The sequence below is a fragment of the Roseofilum capinflatum BLCC-M114 genome (assembly GCF_030068505.1).
Classification (GTDB): domain Bacteria; phylum Cyanobacteriota; class Cyanobacteriia; order Cyanobacteriales; family Desertifilaceae; genus Roseofilum; species Roseofilum capinflatum.
On record NZ_JAQOSO010000001.1, the window covers coordinates 16,994 to 34,264 of the forward strand.

Annotated in this window: 22 protein-coding genes and 1 pseudogene; 8 read left to right on the plus strand and 15 right to left on the minus strand. The window is 46.9% G+C overall.

Going from position 1 to position 17,271, the window contains the following annotated elements; genetic code table 11:
* Positions 1-30: 30 nt before the first annotated feature.
* Complete coding sequence (locus PMG25_RS00075) at positions 31-366, minus strand: rhodanese-like domain-containing protein (protein WP_283764873.1); 336 nt, start codon at positions 364-366, stop codon at positions 31-33.
* 27 nt (positions 367-393) lie between these two features.
* Positions 394-900, minus strand: coding sequence for a hypothetical protein (locus PMG25_RS00080; RefSeq protein ID WP_283764874.1), 507 nt, complete (start codon positions 898-900; stop codon positions 394-396).
* Between the two features lie 40 nt (positions 901-940).
* On the opposite strand from PMG25_RS00080, the gene PMG25_RS00085 reads away from it, so the two are divergent.
* On the plus strand, positions 941-1,657 hold the full coding sequence (locus PMG25_RS00085) for a hypothetical protein (protein ID WP_283764875.1): 717 nt from the start codon (positions 941-943) through the stop codon (positions 1,655-1,657).
* 15 nt (positions 1,658-1,672) lie between these two features.
* Here the strand turns inward: PMG25_RS00085 and obgE are convergent, their stop codons facing one another.
* Complete coding sequence (obgE, locus tag PMG25_RS00090; RefSeq protein WP_283764876.1) at positions 1,673-2,698, minus strand: GTPase ObgE; 1,026 nt, start codon at positions 2,696-2,698, stop codon at positions 1,673-1,675.
* A gap of 241 nt (positions 2,699-2,939) precedes the next feature.
* A complete protein-coding gene (locus PMG25_RS00095; RefSeq protein WP_283764877.1) occupies positions 2,940-3,383 on the minus strand; it encodes a peroxiredoxin in 444 nt (147 codons plus the stop codon).
* A gap of 200 nt (positions 3,384-3,583) precedes the next feature.
* Here PMG25_RS00095 and PMG25_RS00100 point away from each other — a divergent pair, with 200 nt between their 5' ends.
* From PMG25_RS00100 to PMG25_RS00115, 4 genes are all read left to right on the plus strand, one after another.
* Positions 3,584-3,991: an Npun_F0494 family protein gene (locus PMG25_RS00100; protein WP_283764878.1), complete on the plus strand. Its 408-nt coding sequence runs from the start codon at positions 3,584-3,586 to the stop codon at positions 3,989-3,991.
* Positions 3,992-4,024: 33 nt separating this feature from the next.
* A complete protein-coding gene (gene cobQ, locus PMG25_RS00105; RefSeq protein WP_283764879.1) occupies positions 4,025-5,494 on the plus strand; it encodes a cobyric acid synthase CobQ in 1,470 nt (489 codons plus the stop codon).
* 57 nt (positions 5,495-5,551) lie between these two features.
* Entirely contained in the window at positions 5,552-5,797 is a 246-nt protein-coding gene (locus tag PMG25_RS00110; protein ID WP_283764880.1) for a 2Fe-2S iron-sulfur cluster-binding protein, read from the plus strand.
* 140 nt (positions 5,798-5,937) lie between these two features.
* Positions 5,938-6,549, plus strand: coding sequence for a hypothetical protein (locus PMG25_RS00115; RefSeq protein ID WP_283764881.1), 612 nt, complete (start codon positions 5,938-5,940; stop codon positions 6,547-6,549).
* A gap of 13 nt (positions 6,550-6,562) precedes the next feature.
* Here PMG25_RS00115 and PMG25_RS00120 read toward each other — a convergent pair whose 3' ends face one another.
* The 5 genes from PMG25_RS00120 to PMG25_RS00140 form a co-directional block, all read right to left on the minus strand.
* A complete protein-coding gene (locus PMG25_RS00120; protein WP_283764882.1) occupies positions 6,563-7,894 on the minus strand; it encodes a PrsW family glutamic-type intramembrane protease in 1,332 nt (443 codons plus the stop codon).
* Between the two features lie 22 nt (positions 7,895-7,916).
* Positions 7,917-8,120: a hypothetical protein gene (locus PMG25_RS00125; RefSeq protein WP_283764883.1), complete on the minus strand. Its 204-nt coding sequence runs from the start codon at positions 8,118-8,120 to the stop codon at positions 7,917-7,919.
* Positions 8,121-8,134: 14 nt separating this feature from the next.
* A complete protein-coding gene (gene def / locus PMG25_RS00130; protein ID WP_283764884.1) occupies positions 8,135-8,698 on the minus strand; it encodes a peptide deformylase in 564 nt (187 codons plus the stop codon).
* A gap of 82 nt (positions 8,699-8,780) precedes the next feature.
* The gene (locus PMG25_RS00135) at positions 8,781-8,969 is read right to left on the minus strand and encodes a hypothetical protein (RefSeq protein WP_283764885.1); all 189 of its coding nucleotides are present in this window, start codon (positions 8,967-8,969) and stop codon (positions 8,781-8,783) included.
* Positions 8,970-9,128: 159 nt separating this feature from the next.
* Positions 9,129-9,440 carry a hypothetical protein gene (locus tag PMG25_RS00140; protein WP_283764886.1) on the minus strand — a complete coding sequence of 104 codons (312 nt, stop codon included), beginning with the start codon at positions 9,438-9,440 and terminating at the stop codon, positions 9,129-9,131.
* Positions 9,441-9,700: 260 nt separating this feature from the next.
* On the opposite strand from PMG25_RS00140, the gene PMG25_RS00145 reads away from it, so the two are divergent.
* The gene (locus tag PMG25_RS00145) at positions 9,701-11,767 is read left to right on the plus strand and encodes a prolyl oligopeptidase family serine peptidase (protein WP_283764887.1); all 2,067 of its coding nucleotides are present in this window, start codon (positions 9,701-9,703) and stop codon (positions 11,765-11,767) included.
* Here PMG25_RS00145 and PMG25_RS00150 read toward each other — a convergent pair.
* From PMG25_RS00150 to PMG25_RS00165, 5 genes and pseudogenes are all read right to left on the minus strand, one after another.
* On the minus strand, positions 11,742-12,578 hold the full coding sequence (locus PMG25_RS00150) for a pentapeptide repeat-containing protein (protein WP_283764888.1): 837 nt from the start codon (positions 12,576-12,578) through the stop codon (positions 11,742-11,744). The genes PMG25_RS00145 and PMG25_RS00150 overlap by 26 nt on opposite strands.
* Before the next feature lie 661 nt (positions 12,579-13,239).
* The gene (locus PMG25_RS00155) at positions 13,240-14,121 is read right to left on the minus strand and encodes a CurL C-terminal domain-containing protein (protein WP_283764889.1); all 882 of its coding nucleotides are present in this window, start codon (positions 14,119-14,121) and stop codon (positions 13,240-13,242) included.
* Positions 14,096-14,269, minus strand: a pseudogene (locus PMG25_RS24345) (DUF4058 family protein); the annotation flags it as partial. The gene PMG25_RS00155 and the pseudogene PMG25_RS24345, both read right to left, overlap by 26 nt.
* Positions 14,270-14,282: 13 nt before the next feature.
* Complete coding sequence (locus tag PMG25_RS00160; RefSeq protein ID WP_283764890.1) at positions 14,283-14,612, minus strand: DUF760 domain-containing protein; 330 nt, start codon at positions 14,610-14,612, stop codon at positions 14,283-14,285.
* A gap of 177 nt (positions 14,613-14,789) precedes the next feature.
* Positions 14,790-15,299 carry a pentapeptide repeat-containing protein gene (locus PMG25_RS00165; RefSeq protein WP_283764891.1) on the minus strand — a complete coding sequence of 170 codons (510 nt, stop codon included), beginning with the start codon at positions 15,297-15,299 and terminating at the stop codon, positions 14,790-14,792.
* A 78-nt stretch (positions 15,300-15,377) separates the two neighbouring features.
* Here PMG25_RS00165 and PMG25_RS00170 point away from each other — a divergent pair, with 78 nt between their 5' ends.
* Complete coding sequence (locus PMG25_RS00170; protein WP_283764892.1) at positions 15,378-15,794, plus strand: YraN family protein; 417 nt, start codon at positions 15,378-15,380, stop codon at positions 15,792-15,794.
* A 91-nt stretch (positions 15,795-15,885) separates the two neighbouring features.
* A complete protein-coding gene (locus PMG25_RS00175; protein ID WP_283764893.1) occupies positions 15,886-16,137 on the plus strand; it encodes a hypothetical protein in 252 nt (83 codons plus the stop codon).
* Positions 16,138-16,173: 36 nt separating this feature from the next.
* On the opposite strand, the gene PMG25_RS00180 is transcribed toward PMG25_RS00175, so the two are convergent.
* Positions 16,174-17,271 (minus strand): hybrid sensor histidine kinase/response regulator, encoded by a 1,098-nt coding sequence (locus PMG25_RS00180; RefSeq protein WP_283764894.1) that lies wholly within the window; start codon positions 17,269-17,271, stop codon positions 16,174-16,176.

The following is a 17,271-nucleotide window of genomic DNA, read 5'->3' on the forward strand; positions in this document are numbered from 1 at the left end:
ATTTTGAATTATATTTAATTTTTAATTGACTTAATATCGGGGAATGGAACGATCGACTAAACGGGAATAGGCATCAATGCCACCGGATAGGTTTTTGAGGTCGGTAAATCCCTGATCCATGAGCCATTGGCACATTTGCTGCGATCGCATCCCATGATGGCACATAACCACAGTTGGCTTATCCTTGTCAAACCGAGCATGGATGGACTCTGACCATTCCCGAAACTGACTTAAGGATAAGACTTCAAAGCCTTCAATCTTCGCCATATCCAGTTCTTGTGGCTCACGAACATCAATAAATTGCCAATTAGCTCGCTCTTCGTCGCTCAAGTTTGCTAATTTCTCAACATTAAATTCTTCAATCATAGGATTTTTATTTTGACTCACACTTATTTAACTATTGTCTTCATAAGATTCACGGCTTGACCGTCGTGTTGGAGAAATTTCATCTCCAATGATATCAGAAAATAAAGCAATACGCTCGGACATTTTTTGTTGTACTTGTTTGGCTTCTTCTGCTGATTCAAAGGGGGAAGACGGCCGAGAAAAAGAGGCAGAACGTTGTGTTTGGGCGGCTTCCTTTTCAGCTTGCCATTGTTTAAGGCGTTGCTGGGAAACCTGTTGATGGTTTTTCATATACCGAGACCAGAATCCAGAATTGAGTTCGTCCATGGTACGGACAATTGACCAGAACTCCATCAACATTAAGTTATGGAGCATTTGATCGTTACGCTTCAAAACCCGGATAGCTTCAGCAATCTGGCGGTAAACATCCCGTTGGGAGCCTGAAGACTCATTCTCTCGACTCGATCCCATTGCCAACTTTACTCCCTGATACTTGGGATTATCATAGATCAGAATCCGATCGCCGTGCAGTGAGAATACCCAAGAATGTGGCAAGATAGGGAAAACTCTGGTAACTCGACAAGCTTGAGACCCTATGCTTATTCCCTTAAATCGCAGCCGGTTTGAACAACTGATTCCTCTAATTGGGACGGGGAATCAATACAAATATTGTTGGGGACAATTTTCCGACCTCCTCAGACGGTTACTGGCCTCAGTTTTGGGCGCTCTGGTGATCTTCTTTGGCCGGCTGACTGCCTTGGGGGAGAGTTTTGAGTTACTCTTATTTTTGATTGGAATTACCATCGGAACCTATTGGTTATGGGGGCCGATTTTCTGGGCGAGTCGCCGGAATGCGAAGTACCGCAAGTTTCCCTATAGCGGATTCTGGCGCGGCAAAGTCTTAGATGTATTTGTCACGGATGAATTAATTAATACGGAAGAAACGGTTAACAATAGTGGTGATTTAGTCATTGTTGAAAACCGGGAACGGCGTTTAAATCTGGAATTAGGAGACGAAACGGGCTTTGAAACGCGCTTTCAAGTGCCTATCCGTCGCCAATACCGGGCGATTGATGTGGGTATGATTGCGGAAATGGTGGTGATGTCGAATCAACCGGACTTAAGCCGGATTAATCGCATTTCGGATGTTTATCTTCCTCAGATTAACTTGTGGGTGAGTGATTACCCTTATCTGCGTCGCGATGTTTTCTTAGAGGTCAGCCAAACCCTACGTCGCCAGTCGATGCGCTCGGAACCGCGCCCCCGTCGTCGGCCGATTCCTCAAGAGCGCGATCGCAAGTACAGGCAATAGGCTATGGGTAATCCGTTAAGACTGTATGCTGTTTGTCAAGGATTGAAGTGGCTCGTCTAGGATTTGCCAAATAGTTTGCAAGATTTCTTGAATACCGGTTTGAGTAGCAGCCGACAAAAGAAACACGGGAAACCCTGTGTATTCTTCTAGGGAATGGGCGATCGCCTGCCAATCCTCACTTTGATCCACTGCATCCATCTTATTTAACCCAATCACCTGGGGGCGGTTTTCCAACCCTCTGCCATAGGCCACTAACTCCTGTTGAATCGTATTATAGACCGCAAAAATATCCGCTTCTGTAGCATCAATCAGGTGCAATAAGACCCGCGTCCGTTCAATATGTCGCAGGAAATCATGACCCAAGCCAATCCCTTCAGCAGCGCCTTCAATTAACCCTGGAATATCGGCAAATACCGTGCCATCCCCCGTCGGTTTCCGCACGACTCCTAAATTGGGGATTAAAGTCGTAAACGGATAATTAGCAATTTTCGGTTGCGCGGCAGAAACCACCGAAATAAAGGTAGATTTGCCCGCATTGGGTAAACCAATAATCCCCACATCCGCTAACAGTTTCAACTCAAACCGAAACCGTCCTTCCTCACCCTCTAAACCTGGAAGCGCATAATCCGGGGCCCGATTGCGATTACTCAAGAAATGCTGATTGCCTAAGCCTCCTTTTCCCCCTTGGGCAATCACTAAAGTTTGTTCATTATCTACTAAATCCCCCACCCATTCACCGGTTTCGGCGTTGGTAATTACGGTTCCACAGGGAACTTCTAGAAATAGATCTGCGCCATTGGCTCCCGTGCGGTTATTGGGGCCACCGCGCTTACCATTGTCAGCTCGAAATAAATGTTTGTAGCGAAAATCTAATAAGGTTTGTAATCGCTCTGTTGCTCTAACAATCACCGATCCCCCTTTACCCCCATTACCACCGGATGGCCCTCCCGCAGGCACATACTTTTCCCGACGGAAGGCCACTAGGCCATCGCCACCGTCTCCAGCTTTTACTTGTACTTCAACTTGATCGATAAACTGCATATTTGTATAGCGCTACGCGCTGGTCATGGGTAATGGGTAATGGGTAAACGCTACACAATCCAGAAATAGGTAGGGTGCGTTAGCGACAGCGCAGGGCACCCTAATGCCTAAAATGGTGGGTTACGGCGGATTGAGAGATTGCTGTCAGAGTCTAGGTTTTAGCCGCCTAACCCACCCTACACTAATGCCCTACTTTAGTGCGGTCACGACCCTACTGGATTTATCTTCTGCAAGCAGTCAATTAAAGACCGAGTTCAGCTAAAATATCTTGGGCATGGGTGGCCGTATTTAGGTTAGCGCCTTCGTAGACTTTGATGATTTTTCCCGAACCATCAATTACATAAGTCACGCGCTTGGAATAACCGCCGCCTTCCACATCATAAGCTTTGGTCAGTGCGCCATCGGTATCGGCCAAGAGGGGAAAGTTTAAGCCATATTTTTCGGTAAACTTCTGGTGAGAGGCTTCATCATCCATGCTCACCCCTAAGACAACAATTTCTTTGCCTTGATATTCCCCATAGGCTTCCTTAAAGCTGTTCGCTTCTTTGGTACATCCGGGAGTATCATCCTTGGGATAGAAATAGAGAACTACGGTTTTGCCGGAAAAATCAGAGAGGGAAACCGAATTACCGTTGGTATCTTTGGCGGTAAATGCTGGGGCGGTTGTGCCGACGGATAAAGACATAGAGAGTGTTTTGGGGTTAACTGTTAAGAACTACTTTTGTAATTTTACAATAGCTTGCTGCGAGTTTTGACATAGATTAGAGGCGATCGCCTCTAATCTAATTTCCTCAACAATCTCCTCAAGCCCCGTGTTAGATTAGAAAAAGTGAGCGTAAGTATCTACTTTTCCTTCCCTCTCAACCCTTTGTTACTTTTGTCAATATGTCCTCGGTTCACTCTTCTCCCCTTTCTCAACCCGATCGCCTCACCTGGACGCGAGCCGATCTCGCTCTGCGGTGTTCTCCGTTTCAACTGCAATTGTTTATCGACTTGAAAAGCCGCAGCATTCCCTTGGCGGCGATCGCCTCTCAAGCCGGATTTACAGCCCATTATACCCACACCCCCCTGACGGAAATCGCGGCTGAAGATGCCCTCCTCTGGTTAATTCAGGTGGGTATTTTGCGCCGGGAAGTAGACGGACAAGGGATTACCGATCGCTTTCGCCTCACCCCACTAGGTCGTCAACTGATTGAACATTGGGAACAGCAAACCGGAACCCTTCCGACTCCCTCCATCGGCGATCGTCTCTATAACCGTTTTCATCAACTCATTCCCTGGTTTCTGCGATAACTATCCCTCACCCCGCATTCAACTCAAGCTCCTATGAAAGCAATTATGGTAGTGGGAACCACCTCCCACGCAGGAAAATCCCTCTTATGTACAGCCTTGTGTCGGATTTTAGCCCGCCAAGGTTGGCACTTAACCCCCTTCAAGGGACAAAATATGGCCTTAAACGCCTATGTCACCCCCACTGGGGGAGAAATTGGCTATGCCCAAGCCGTACAAGCTTGGGCCGCTGGCGTTCCTCCCCAAGTGGCCATGAATCCCATCCTACTCAAGCCCCAAGGGAACATGACCTCCCAAGTGATTTTGCTCGGAGAAGCAGTGGGGCAAGTGAGTGCCGAAAATTACTACAAAGACTATTTTGACCGGGGATGGAAAGCGATTACCCAATCCCTAGAGCAGTTATCCTATGAGTTTGATTTGGTCGTTTGCGAAGGAGCAGGCAGTCCGGCAGAAATCAACCTCAAACATCGAGATTTAACCAATATGCGGGTGGCTAAACACTTAAATGCCTCGACGGTTTTGGTGGTGGATATCGATCGCGGCGGAGCATTTGCCCATGTGGTGGGAACCTTAGAGTTACTCGAACCGGAAGAGCGCAACTTAATTAAAGGCATTGTGATTAATAAGTTTCGCGGTCAGCGTTCCCTCTTGCAATCAGGCATTGAATGGTTAGAAAACTATACCGGGATTCCCGTTTTAGGGGTGATTCCCTGGCTCGATATGGCCTTTCCCGCAGAAGATTCCCTCAGTTTACTTGAACGGGATGGGGGTAGCTCTAAAGGTTCAGTGGATCTGAACATCGCCGTGCTGCGCTTACCCCATATTGCCAATTTTACCGATTTCGATCCCCTGGATTCAGAAGCGAGTGTGAAGGTTAAGTATATTAGCCCCCATGAGTCCTTGGGATATCCAGATGCGGTGATTATTCCCGGTTCTAAAACCACGATCGCCGATTTGATGGTGTTGCAAAAAAGTGGCATGGCTCAGGAGTTAAAGGATTATGCCGCCAGTGGTGGAACCCTGTTGGGCATTTGTGGCGGGTTCCAAATGTTGGGTAAAATGATTGCCGATCCGGAAGGTCTAGAAGGGGAAGAGGGACGCTATCCGGGTTTAGATTTGTTGCCCATTCAAACAGTGATTTTAGGGAAAAAAGTGGCCCGCCAGCGATCGGTCACCTCTCGCTATCCCCAAGACAGTTTACCCATCACTGGGTTTGAAATTCATCAAGGACGCACCAGTTCCATTTCTGGTGGAGAGTACCATTGTTTGTTTGATGATGCTCAATTGGGGATGGTAACCCATAACCAAGCGGTTTGGGGAACCTATTTACATGGCATTTTTGATAATGGCCCCTGGCGACGGATGTGGTTGAATCGGTTGCGTAAGCAGCGAGGTTTGTTAGCATTGCCTACAGGGGTTCCCAATTATCGGGAACAGCGAGAATTGGTTTTAGATATTCTTAGCGATCAGGTAGCGGAACACTTGAATGTTCGCACCCTTGTCTAATTTAAGATGTCATTCAGTTAGTGATTAAGGATCGGGTTTGCAGTGGAGGAGACGAGGATGAGTCAGGCGATCGCCGTTCGATTTTTGCCCGATGAGGTGACAGTTAAAGCTGAAGTGGGCGAACCCTTGTTAGAAGTGGCTCGACGGGCCGGGGTGACCATCCCCACCGGGTGTTTAATGGGGTCTTGCCATGCTTGCGAAGTGGAAATCGTCGGAGGTTCCACCCTTTGTGCTTGTATTAGTGGGGTTCCCGCCGGAGCGGATGAAATCACAGTCAATCTGGAGAGCGATCCGTTATGGTAAATAACAGGCAAGAGAAAATGTCAAAACCCACTTTTTCTGTGGGGCCAGAATAATTTTAAGGCGCTGGTTACGGAACAGGAAATGGCTCCGTTGTAGTTACTTGTGCTATTGAGATGCAAGTGCCGAATTGCTTAAGTATTATGACGGATCAATTAATCATGAATTCAGATGTACCCTCTCCGGGTTCTCCCCTAGATAGAGAGCTGCTGGAAACCCTTTTCTTGAATCAGGAACGACTTTATCCGTGGAATCCCTTAACTTTAGAGGCAGAGCCTTATTTCTCGGAAATAGAGAATTCTATGGAAACTCACGCCCCTGACTTAGTTGATTATTTGGATGAAGGATGTAACCAATTTTATCACAACTTAGATCGGTTATGGGAATCAGCCAAGCCAGTAGCGGTCACTGACTTAAACGCTCAATTAGAAGCCCAGTTTAGTCAGATGGTTCCCCAAGAGGTTCTGGCGACTATTGCAGCTAAAGCAGAACAATTAACCGCTTCTTCGGCTTCGATCGCCGATCGGCTGATTCACTGCGTCCAAGAAAGCTTACCCCAGTGGGATGTAGAGGATCTTTTGGTTTTAGCTCGTCCCTTTGCCTATGCCATGCGGGGAGGAGAAGAAAAAACAGCTTTAGATCGGGTGGTGCAAAGAGCCAGTAGCCTAGATTGGGAATCCTGTTCGGAACTAGAAAAGGCGCGGTTAACCCTAGCTGTTGCCCGGTATGCGATCGCCTATCGCGATCGAGTTTAGGTCATGGGAGCGCCTATTTAATTCGAGTCGCAAAGTTTTGCGATCGCGTCGGAGACAGGGCCCGAGCTTTCAAAATCGCCGCAGCTAAGAAGGCATAGGATAAGATGCCAATGGCCGCTAGAGAGATCAACCCAGCGAATAGAGACACTTGGGAGGCCACAAAAGTTCCCGTGGTATTCCAGAGTCCGTGTAGTAAGGCAGCAGTGCTATAACCCACGGCCAGAATTTGCCATCGTTGCTTTTGTTTCAGCACGCTCAGGCCGATAAAGTAGCCGAAGTAGCCGCTATAGGCTAAATGTCCAGACACCGATCCTAAAATGCGAGGGATTAATAACTGTAGTCCCGCCAGTTGTCCCATATCGCCTCCAGAAATGGCGGCAATGCTTTGAATTTGCGAGGGCACATACAAGCCTAGGGTTTCAATTAAGGTAAATCCCACAGCCGAGGCTGTACCGATTAAAATGCCATCGAGGGGTTCTCGCACGCCCCAAGTTTGACGAGCTGAGATAAAACGGAATCTACCCCACAAGAGAACCAGGAAGATAGGTACAGCTTTGATCAGCTCTTCTAAGAGTCCTGTGCCTAGGGTTTGACGGGCTAAGGTGGGTATAAATTGGTCTCCGGTTGCCCATCCTGCCAAACCTTGGTAAAAGAGGGGAGCCAGTAGTTTGACGAGGGGAATGGCGAGCAGGAGCGTCCAGAGAGCCGATCCGAGGAGCAGCCACCAGGGTTTATGTTTGCCGCAGAGCTGATAAATATAGGTATAGGCGATCGCCGCTAAATAGCCCCCTAGAACCAGATTAAACAGTTCGGGGACTCGGAGGAAAAACAGCAGCACCGCAACCAGGGCGGTTAAACTAGCAGGGATTAGATAGGCTTTACGGGTTAATTCTTGTCCGGTGGAGAAGATGGGAAACAGTTGGGTGAGGGTAACGGACTGGGTAGCGACGGGTGGAGAAGCACTAGAGCTAGAGATCAAAGTCGGAGTCGCGGCAATATGTCCAGAGCGCAGTTCTACTTCAAATTCTGGCCCTTTCATGCCCAACATGAGGCGATCGCCATGGTTTAAGCGCTGACATCCCCTTAACAGGGTTTGGTTCACATAGGTTCCGTTGGCGCTCTCTAGGTCACAAACTTCCCATTCGCCGTTCATTGGAGAACAGCGAATCACCGCATGTTTGCGGGAGACAATGGTATGTCGGTGAGCATCTAAGGCAATTTGGCAACTGGGATCGCGCCCGATGACAATCTCTTCTGTTCCCCATAGGGGATAGGGGGGATTAGACTTGGTTTTGCCTAACCCCCGAATCGGTTTTAAGAATCCTTGAGGCTCAGTCCCAGTCATAATTAATAATGAAAATTATCAATTATTGATTGTTACTGTTGGCATCTTGGACGGCGGCAAAAAAAGACCAGCCGGTAACCGGGATACTGATAGCCAGGATCGTGCTAGTGGTTGCCACTCCTAGGTCAGGTGTGCCAGAAGAGAGTTCAAAAATGCAGCCGGTGGCGGCGATCGCCGCAATGCAGCACAAGGCTAAGAGTAAGCCACTTTTGGGAGTTAAAGCCATGGGGGTATTAATTTCTAGGAGTAAGGTTTAACGTCTTGGATAGAAAAGCCAAATTTTTGCAATTCTTCATTCAGGGCGATCGCATTTTCTATGCGGTCAACAAACATTACTCCCTGGAGATGATCCAGTTCATGCTGAATGGCACGGGAGAGAAGACCATCGGCTTTTAAGGTTTTGGGTCGGCCATACTCATCTTTGTAGCTCACTTGGATCGCGTCCGGTCGCTGCACATCCATGTACACCCCTGGAACACTCAGGCATCCTTCTTGATAGGTACAGAGTTCACGACCGTAGGATTTAATGGTGGGGTTAATCAGGATTAAGGGAACGTTGGCTGGTTCTTCCGGATCGCAGTCGATCACCACCATTTGTTTAGCGATCGCCACTTGCGGTGCTGCCAAGCCGATGCCATCGGAACTATACATGGTTTGCAACATTTCTTTAGCCAGTTGACGGATACTCTCATCAACTTTGGAGATCCGTTTGGCATTCGTCCGCAGGACGCGATCGCCTAGAGTATGGATATCGAGTGGGGGGCGATCGAGTTTTATCTTTTCTACCAGAACGCTAGAAGTCATAAGGTCTGTATCTTAAAACAGCTAAAGGTCGTGAATCATTAGACTCGTTATCTATTGTAACGAAGTGGGGTATGGACTTAGATTAGGGGCGATCGCTCGATGAAGGAGGAAACGTTTGCTTAAATTCCTCAATCAGGTCATCCATTTCTTCTAAAGCTTGATTCACATCTAGCCTTAGACTGCCAAGGTTCGGTTGTTCGAGTAACTGTACCAAACTCTCCCGTTTGCCTTCCAGAAGGGTGACTTTTTCTTGCATCGTAGATAGATCCATAGTTGGCTTCATTGAGATAGGACTTCTCTATAGCTTAACAAAACTTGATACTTTCTCGTTCAAGGACATAAAAAGCTCTTCATCTGAGATCAGGTGAAGAGCGATCGAGGATTCAGTATTTAGACAGATGTGCAAATGTTGAGGCCGATGACCCGACCCTTATTTCTTCTTCATTCCCTTAGCCATTTTCAGGAAATCTAGACCCCCACTATTACTGCTGGTGTTGGACGGACGACGAGCAGGGGTTGCCTGTGAAGGTTGACTGGGAACTTGAGGCTCAGAAACCGCAGGCACAGAAGGGAATCCCTGACCTTCAGAGCGGATTTGCATTTCCAGAGAAGACGCTTCGATCAGATCACTGGGCCGCTTACCTTTGGGATAGGTGTGCTTGATCCGTTGCTTTTTACGCATGAAGTTGATATCGCCAAAGGTTTTGGCATCGTCAGGAGAGAGGAAAAAGTCTTGAGACATGGGTTTGGCTGTTAATAATGAATGATATAGACAGTTGTTATGTTAAATTTTATCAAATTTTCTCAGATTTGGAAGAGGTTTTTAAATTTTTCTAAATTTATGTTTATCTTTATTTCTTTGTATGAAACAATTTTCATATACCCATTAATAGATGTAAGGCTGAACAGAAGTAATAATTGCTATACAATCAGAGGGGACTGGCCCTAATCCGTATTCTTCGGTATGTTTTCAGTATCCAACCCCTGATGGAGTATGTTTCTATGTCTGAGGTTTCCCCAGTGTTTGACTATCCCCCAACCCGCCAAGTCGATCAAGTCGATGATTATCACGGTACATCCGTATCCGATCCCTATCGATGGCTAGAAGATTTAGAGTCCCCACAAACCCAAGCCTGGGTTGAAGCTCAAAACCAAATCACCTTTGAATTTCTAGAGAAAATCCCCACCAGAACCGCCCTGAAAACCCGTCTCGAAGAACTCTGGAATTATGAGAAATATGGCATTCCTTCTAAACAAGGCGATCGCCTATTCTATTTCAAGAACTCTGGCCTGCAAAATCAATCTGTTCTCTACTGTCTCAAAGAATCCGATCCAGACCCCCAAATCTTACTCGATCCCAACACCTTATCCGAAGATGGAACCCTTGCCCTCTCCCGGATTTCCATTTCTGACAATGGGGAATATCTCGCCTATGGTTTATCCCAATCCGGTTCTGATTGGCAAGAATGGAAAGTGCGGCAGATCGACACCCAAGAGGATTTAACCGATCACTTAAAATGGATTAAATTTTCTAGCGTCACCTGGTCAAAAGACAATCAAGGATTCTATTACAACCGCTACGCAGAACCCAAAGAAGGACAGGAATATCAAGAACAAAACTATTACGAAAAACTCTACTACCATCGGTTAGGTGATTCCCAAGCAGAGGATCGCCTGATCTATGAGCGTCCCGATCAAAAAGAATGGGGCTTTTCTCCCGAAATTACTGAAGATGGCCAATACTTACTAATTAGCGTTTGGCGCTCCACAGAACTCAAAAATCTTGTTTTCTATCAAGACTTAAGCCAAGACAACAGCCCGATTATCGAATTAATCCCTGAATTTGAAGCCAGTTATCAGTTTATTGGCTCTCAAGGTTCAACCCTCTGGTTTAAAACCAATTGGCAAGCTCCCAAGTGGCGGGTGATTGCGATTGATATCAACCATCCCGAAAAAGAAAACTGGCGAGAAATCCTTCCCGAATCCAGCAATGTGATTAGCCAAGTCAGTCTGCTCAACCATCAATTTGTGGTTCGATCCATGGAAAATGCTCACTCCCAAGTTAACCTCTATAGCTTAGAGGGAGAGCATCTAAAAACTTTGGCTTTACCGGGTTTGGGTTCCGTGAGTGGATTTAATGGTAAACCTGAAGATACAGAAACCTTTTATAGCTTTACTAGCTATACTACCCCCAGCACCATTTATCGCTATGACTTGCTGACTGGAGAAAGTACCCTGTATCGGCAACCGGAGGTAAACTTTAATCCAGATGACTATGAGAGCAAGCAAGTTTTTTATCTGAGTAAAGATGGGACACAAATTCCTCTGTTTATTACCCATAAAAAAGGGATTACCCTGGATGGCTCGAACCCAACCTTACTCTATGGCTATGGGGGCTTTAGTATTTCCCTGACTCCGGGTTTTTCCGTCAGCACTCTGGTTTGGATGGAGCAAGGGGGAATCTATGCAGTTCCCAATTTACGGGGGGGCGGAGAATATGGCGAAGATTGGCATCAAGCGGGGATGAAACAGAATAAACAGAATGTGTTTAATGATTTTATTGCGGCGGCGGAGTGGTTAATTGAGCAAAAGTATACTTGTTCTCAGAAATTGGCGATCGCCGGTGGCAGTAATGGCGGTTTATTAGTCGGCGCTTGTCTAACGCAACGTCCCGACCTATTTGGCGCTGCTCTTCCTGCTGTCGGGGTCATGGATATGTTGCGCTTCCATAAATTTACCATTGGCTGGGCGTGGTGCGATGAATATGGCTGTGCCGACACTCCAGAAGACTTTGAAACCCTCTATCGCTATTCCCCCTTGCACAACCTGAAACCGGGAACCGCCTATCCTGCTACTCTAGTTACAACTAGCGATCGCGACGATCGCGTTGTTCCCTCCCACAGTTTCAAATTTGCCGCCGCCCTCCAAGCTGCCCATCAAGGTTCATCCCCAGTCTTGATCCGCATTGAAACCAAAGCCGGCCATGGCGCAGGAAAACCCACCAGCAAACAAATCCAAGAAATTGCTGATAAATGGGCCTTTCTCAGCCAAGTTCTCGATATTGCCTAACTAGATTCGCATCAAATCCCTTGGGAAACTGAGCGCCTGTCACAGACGCTCCGTCTAAATTAGCCTCAGATAAATTGGACAGGGTAAAATCTGTGTCCATTAACACCGCTTCACTCAAGTCCGCTTGGGTGAAGTTTGTCCAGCACATTTGGGCACGATAGAGGGTCGCTCCATGCAGATCGGCCGAACGGAAGGAAACCCCCATTAAATTGGTCGAGCGTAAACTCACCCCTCGCAAAATCGCCCGACGCAGAGACGCTCCCATAAGAATGGCTTGACTGAGATCCGCTTGTTCGAGATCCGCCTGTTCTAACATGCATTGCGCTAAAATGCTATGGGCTAACTTGGCTTGCTGGAGCATGGCACCATTGAGGATAGCATGGGTTAAATTGGCATATTCCAGAATGGCATGGTGCATGGAAGCATTGATCAGTTTGGCTCGACTCAAACAAGCCCCCCGTAAATTGGTATGGTTTAGGATCGAGTCATTGAGATTGCTGTCGCTCAGATTCGCCCCTTGTAAATTTGCTCCTTGGAGATTGGTATCGCTGAGGAAAGCTTCGTGCAAAGAGGCTTCTTCCAAGTGGGCCCCAATTAGGTTAGCTCCTGTCAGGGTTGCTTGATTCATAAATGCTTGACTAAAGGTTGCTCCCCCTAGGGTTGCCCCCGCTAAATTCACTTTGACCAGATTCGCTCGCGTTAGGTTAATTTCACAGAGACTGGCTTGGCGCAAGTCTGCGTTTGCCAAGTTGACTTGGGAAAAATTCCGTTCTCCGGCACGATAGCGTGCTAGTAGTTCTGAAGCCTTCATCGGTGTTCCTCATCAGTTGGGTTTTGGGGGAAAATCGTTTAGTTGCACTCCTGTTGTCAATCATATTCTGAGATTTGGTTGTGTACCAGAGTGGTGTGGGGTATAGGGGATGCTGAGATGCTGAGATGGGAAGATGGAGCCGGTTCACCCATACAGCAGTTTTCGCGCTTTACAGCGCCGAAGTGCGGTAATAGGTAACAGGTAATGGGTAATAGGTTCTCTTAAAAGTCCCGATTTATTTAAAGTTGAGACACAAAAGTTTATCTAAAACAACCTCTTGGAAATTCGTTAGAATTTCCGTTGTTACAGCCCGCGATCGCGAAGCGTTTCATGTCGGCGACAGCCGAAAACGGAGTTTTATCGCGAAGCGTTTCATGTCGGCGACAGCCGAAAACGGAGTTTTATCGCGAAGCGTTTCATGTCGGCGACAGCCGAAAACGGAGTTTTATCGCGAAGCGTTTCATGTCGGCGACAGCCGAAAACGGAGTTTTACAGCAGTTTGCTCTGCTATGCGGTACACTTTGATCCCCCTTTCATGTCCGCTTGCGGAAAATCCTCCTTAAAAAAGGAGGACTTTCTTATTCCCCCCCTGGAATCGTAGTGGACCGGCAAGCTTAAAATCATGGGTAAGCTATGTGCTACAATTTACTAATGGAATAAATTACAGCGATCGCGTTGCCCACAAAATTAAGCTTGCCGGTCCAGTAGGGTGGGCATTGCCCACCTTACTCTCGGCCAATTTTTCCCGCAATTCAGCTTTAGATTCAACCACAACAGCTAAACGATGCTGAAAATGCTTGCGTCCCACGTTGGCAGTGAAACAAATATCGGCTAGTTCTGCTGGCGAGCTAGAGTCCAGGTAGGTCAGATATTGGGCGATCGCTGTCTGCAAGCCTTTCTCTGTCTTGGCTGATACGGTAAACAGATGGGAGAGGCGCTCTCGTTCCTGGCCGGGTTCCCCGTTCCCGATCTCTGGAGCTTCTTCTAAAACAACATGAACATTAGTTCCTCCCATGCCAAAGGAACTGACCCCAGCGCGACGAGGGGTGTCATTACTTTGCCATTCTCGCAGTTGGCGATTGACAAAAAACGGACTGTTGGCAAAATCGATTTGGGGTAAGGGTTGTTCGTAGTGCAGGCTGGCCGGAATGACCTGATGTTTGAGCGCTAGAGCCGTTTTAATTAAGCCGACGACTCCTGCTGCATTGGCTAAATGTCCGACGTTGGTTTTCACTGAGCCGATCGCGCAAAAGCCTTTTTCTGCGGTGGTTTCTCGGAAGGCTTGGGTCAGGGCGGCAATTTCGATCGGATCGCCTAGGGGAGTCCCCGTGCCGTGGGTTTCGATGTAGCTCACCGTACTGGCCTCGACTGTGGCAACTGCCAAAGCTTCGGAAATAACCGCCGCTTGACCCTCTACTGATGGAGCGGCATAGCTCACCTTCAAAGAACCATCGTTATTAATCGCCGAACCTTTGATTACAGCATAGATGCTATCTCTTTCGGCGATCGCTTCCGATAACCGGTTCTCCCTTACGCAATACATCAATCTCTACTAAATGCGTAGAACTGCTGAAAACTGTATTGCGTTTACTCTCGTATTGGTTCCGCCCTTTCCCAGAGCGCTTATTAGCTGGAGAGAGGATTTCGAGCGCCGTTACCACTTCCTTTGTCGCCACCTCTCGCACCTCAACCGCTGAGTGACATTTACGAGTCTTCATCACTCAAGTTGTCCCAATGCTCTTCTAGCCCCATGCGGGTTTCGGCTTTATGCAGAAAATAGCCCGTCATCATTGCCGAAGCCAACAAACGCCCCAACTGTTCTCGACTGGTGGTGATGCTAACCCCAAAATGGTCTGGAGGCAATTGTCCAAGTAGTCCGACAATATTATGTTCCATCACAGCCAGGGCTTCTTTAGACGGTTGCGAAAGATGATTGACGGCTTGGGCATCTAGGGAATGTAGATATTGGCCTAGGGCATTGTTTTCGTTAGCGAGTTGCTCGAACAGGTGAGAATTTTGGGTGTTGTGATTCATGATGATCTGCGTAAGTGAGAGGACTAAATTCTGTTGACTTGTTTTTGTTGACTTGTTTTTAGTGTAGACGAATTCGCTAAAACGCCATTGGAGGTGAACCGAACTTACAAAGCAGGGATTTTGCGAAACCGCAAAAACGTTTGCCTGCCCTAGAGGGGGCAGGGGATATGGGTTGAGCTAATTGCAGTAAAGGGTGTCGCGGGTGTTTTCTCCGGTGATCGGGTTGGTTCCTTTGGCGATCGCACATAGATATTCCTGAGCATCATCTCGGAGAATCACATCGGTAAAGTCGGCTCCTTCGATGTTAGCATCTCTAAAGCTGGCTAGTTGGGCAAAAGCGCCTTCAAAGAGAACATTTTTTAAATTCGCCTTCCTAAAATTAGCTTCTCCAATGGTGGAATATCTCAGATCCGCCCCTTCTAAATTGGCTCTAATTAATTTGGCTCCAAATAAACTCGCTCCCCGCAAGTCTGCCCCCACAAAGCTACTTTCGGTCAAGTCTGCCTGATCGAATTGGGCTTGTTTCAGGTCTTTGCCGGAAAAATCAGCTCTTTTAAGGTCTACTTTTTCATAGTTTTGGGCTAAGGCTGGGGATAGGTTGCCCATAGCTCCGGTGAGGCTCAGGCTGAAGATCAGGAATACACTCAACAATAGGATTGCGTAAGTAGGGATTTTTTTGATGGTCATGGCAATGATGTTCTGGGTGTTTAACAGCGATACCATCATCCTATGGGAAGGTAGAGACTGAAAAGAGGGGGTGCGAAGGTGGAGATCAATCCAGGAATTCAAGGGGAAGAGGTGGTTGCCCAATGGTTGCAACAGCAAGGGGCAAGGATTTTGCATCGTCGCTGGCGCTGTCGTTGGGGAGAGTTGGATCTGATTGCCCAATGGGGGGAAGAGTTGGTCTTTGTGGAGGTGAAAACCCGCAGTGCTGGCAATTGGGATCATAATGGGTTAACGGCGATCTCTTCTCGTAAACAGGAGAAATTGCGCTGTGCGGCTGAGTTGTTTCTGGCTGAGTCTCCCCAATGGTGTGAATGGGGATGTCGGTTTGATGTGGCGTTGGTGTATTGTCAGCCGGTGGGTCAGTTGGCAGATGTAAAGGCGATCGCCCCCCCTGTAACCTATGAAAATCACCAATTCCTGATTATAGACTATCTTCAAGATGCATTTTCAGGCTAAAAGTTGTGTGATTTAACCCATTTCAAAGCTGGGTTAAACCTTCTATGATCGAAGTAATACCATCTGATTACTGAATCATGAGGATCGCCGTATGTTAAAGTTCGTGATTTTATTCCTGGGAGCCTTTACCCTCATACTCTGGACAACTCTAATTTCTAATCCTGTCCAAGCCCAACCCCCTAGCGAGCAGACTGTTGTCTATAGCTGGGGATATAATCACGTGGGGAGCCATCAAAGGGTGTGTAAGCAGCTAGAGTCTGTGGTTGAACTCGATCCGCGCTATCGGGATAAACCTTCTTTACATACTTATAGCCGTGTGGTTAGCGATCGCTATTGTTCCTAGTCGCCCAATAAAATAACATCTTTTAAGACTTTGAGATTAAAAAATGCAGGGAAAGGTAACTGTAAAAATACTTCCTTTTCCTGGTTCACTTTCTACTGTGATTTCCCCGCCATGGAGATCGATTAAACGTTTGACAATGGAGAGTCCTAAGCCTGTTCCAGGAATTTTGCCCACATTATCCGCCCGTTCAAACCGTTGAAATAGTTTTTTTTGATACTCTAGAGGTAAGCCGATGCCGCGATCGCAAACGGCAAACGTAATCTCCCTATCGGTTTGGGTAACATCGAGATTAACGGTTCCCCCCTCTGGAGAATACTTGATGGCATTGGAGAGCAAATTGGAGAGAATGTGGCGTAGGATCAGAGGATCGAGATTAATGATTTGCTTTTCTCCATAAAGTGTAAGTTTCAAGAAATGTTTGCTAGAAGCGATCGCCTTCACTTCGTCAAGTACCTCTTCACAAAACTCTACCACATCCATCGGTTCGGGATGAAACTCTAATTTTCCCGCTTCTGTTCGACTTAAGGTTAAAATATCTTCGAGCAACTGGTTCATATGTTGCGCTGCGATTTGAATGCGTTTTAAGTGCTTTCCTTTTTTGTCTTCCGTCAGCTTATGTCCATAACTTTGTAACATTCCCGCAGACATTTGAATCGCTGTTAAAGGTGTTCTTAAGTCATGAGAAGCCAACGAGATATACTCAGTTTTTTCTTGACTTCTCGATTCCGCATTAGCTAAGGAAGATTCTATATTTAGATTTTCCTGATGTTTTTTGAGTGCCATTTTAATCGTGGCATGAACTTCCCGTTCCTTAAACGGCTTGAGTAAATAACCATAAGATCCGGTTTCTTCAGCTCGAGTCAACGTTTGATCGTCAGCATAAGCCGTGACATAAATCACTGGAATATTATATTGCTTTCTGATCATTTCTGTTGTTTCAATTCCATCCATATCCCCTTTAATCACAATATCCATTAAAATCAGATCCGGGATAACCTCTGTAATTTTATTCAGAGCTGCTTTTCCTGAAGATACAATTCCAACTACTTCATAGCCTAACTTTTCTAATTTCCGGGCTAGTCCTTTGGCAATCAGTAATTCATCCTCAACAATTAAAATCTTGATAGGAGACAT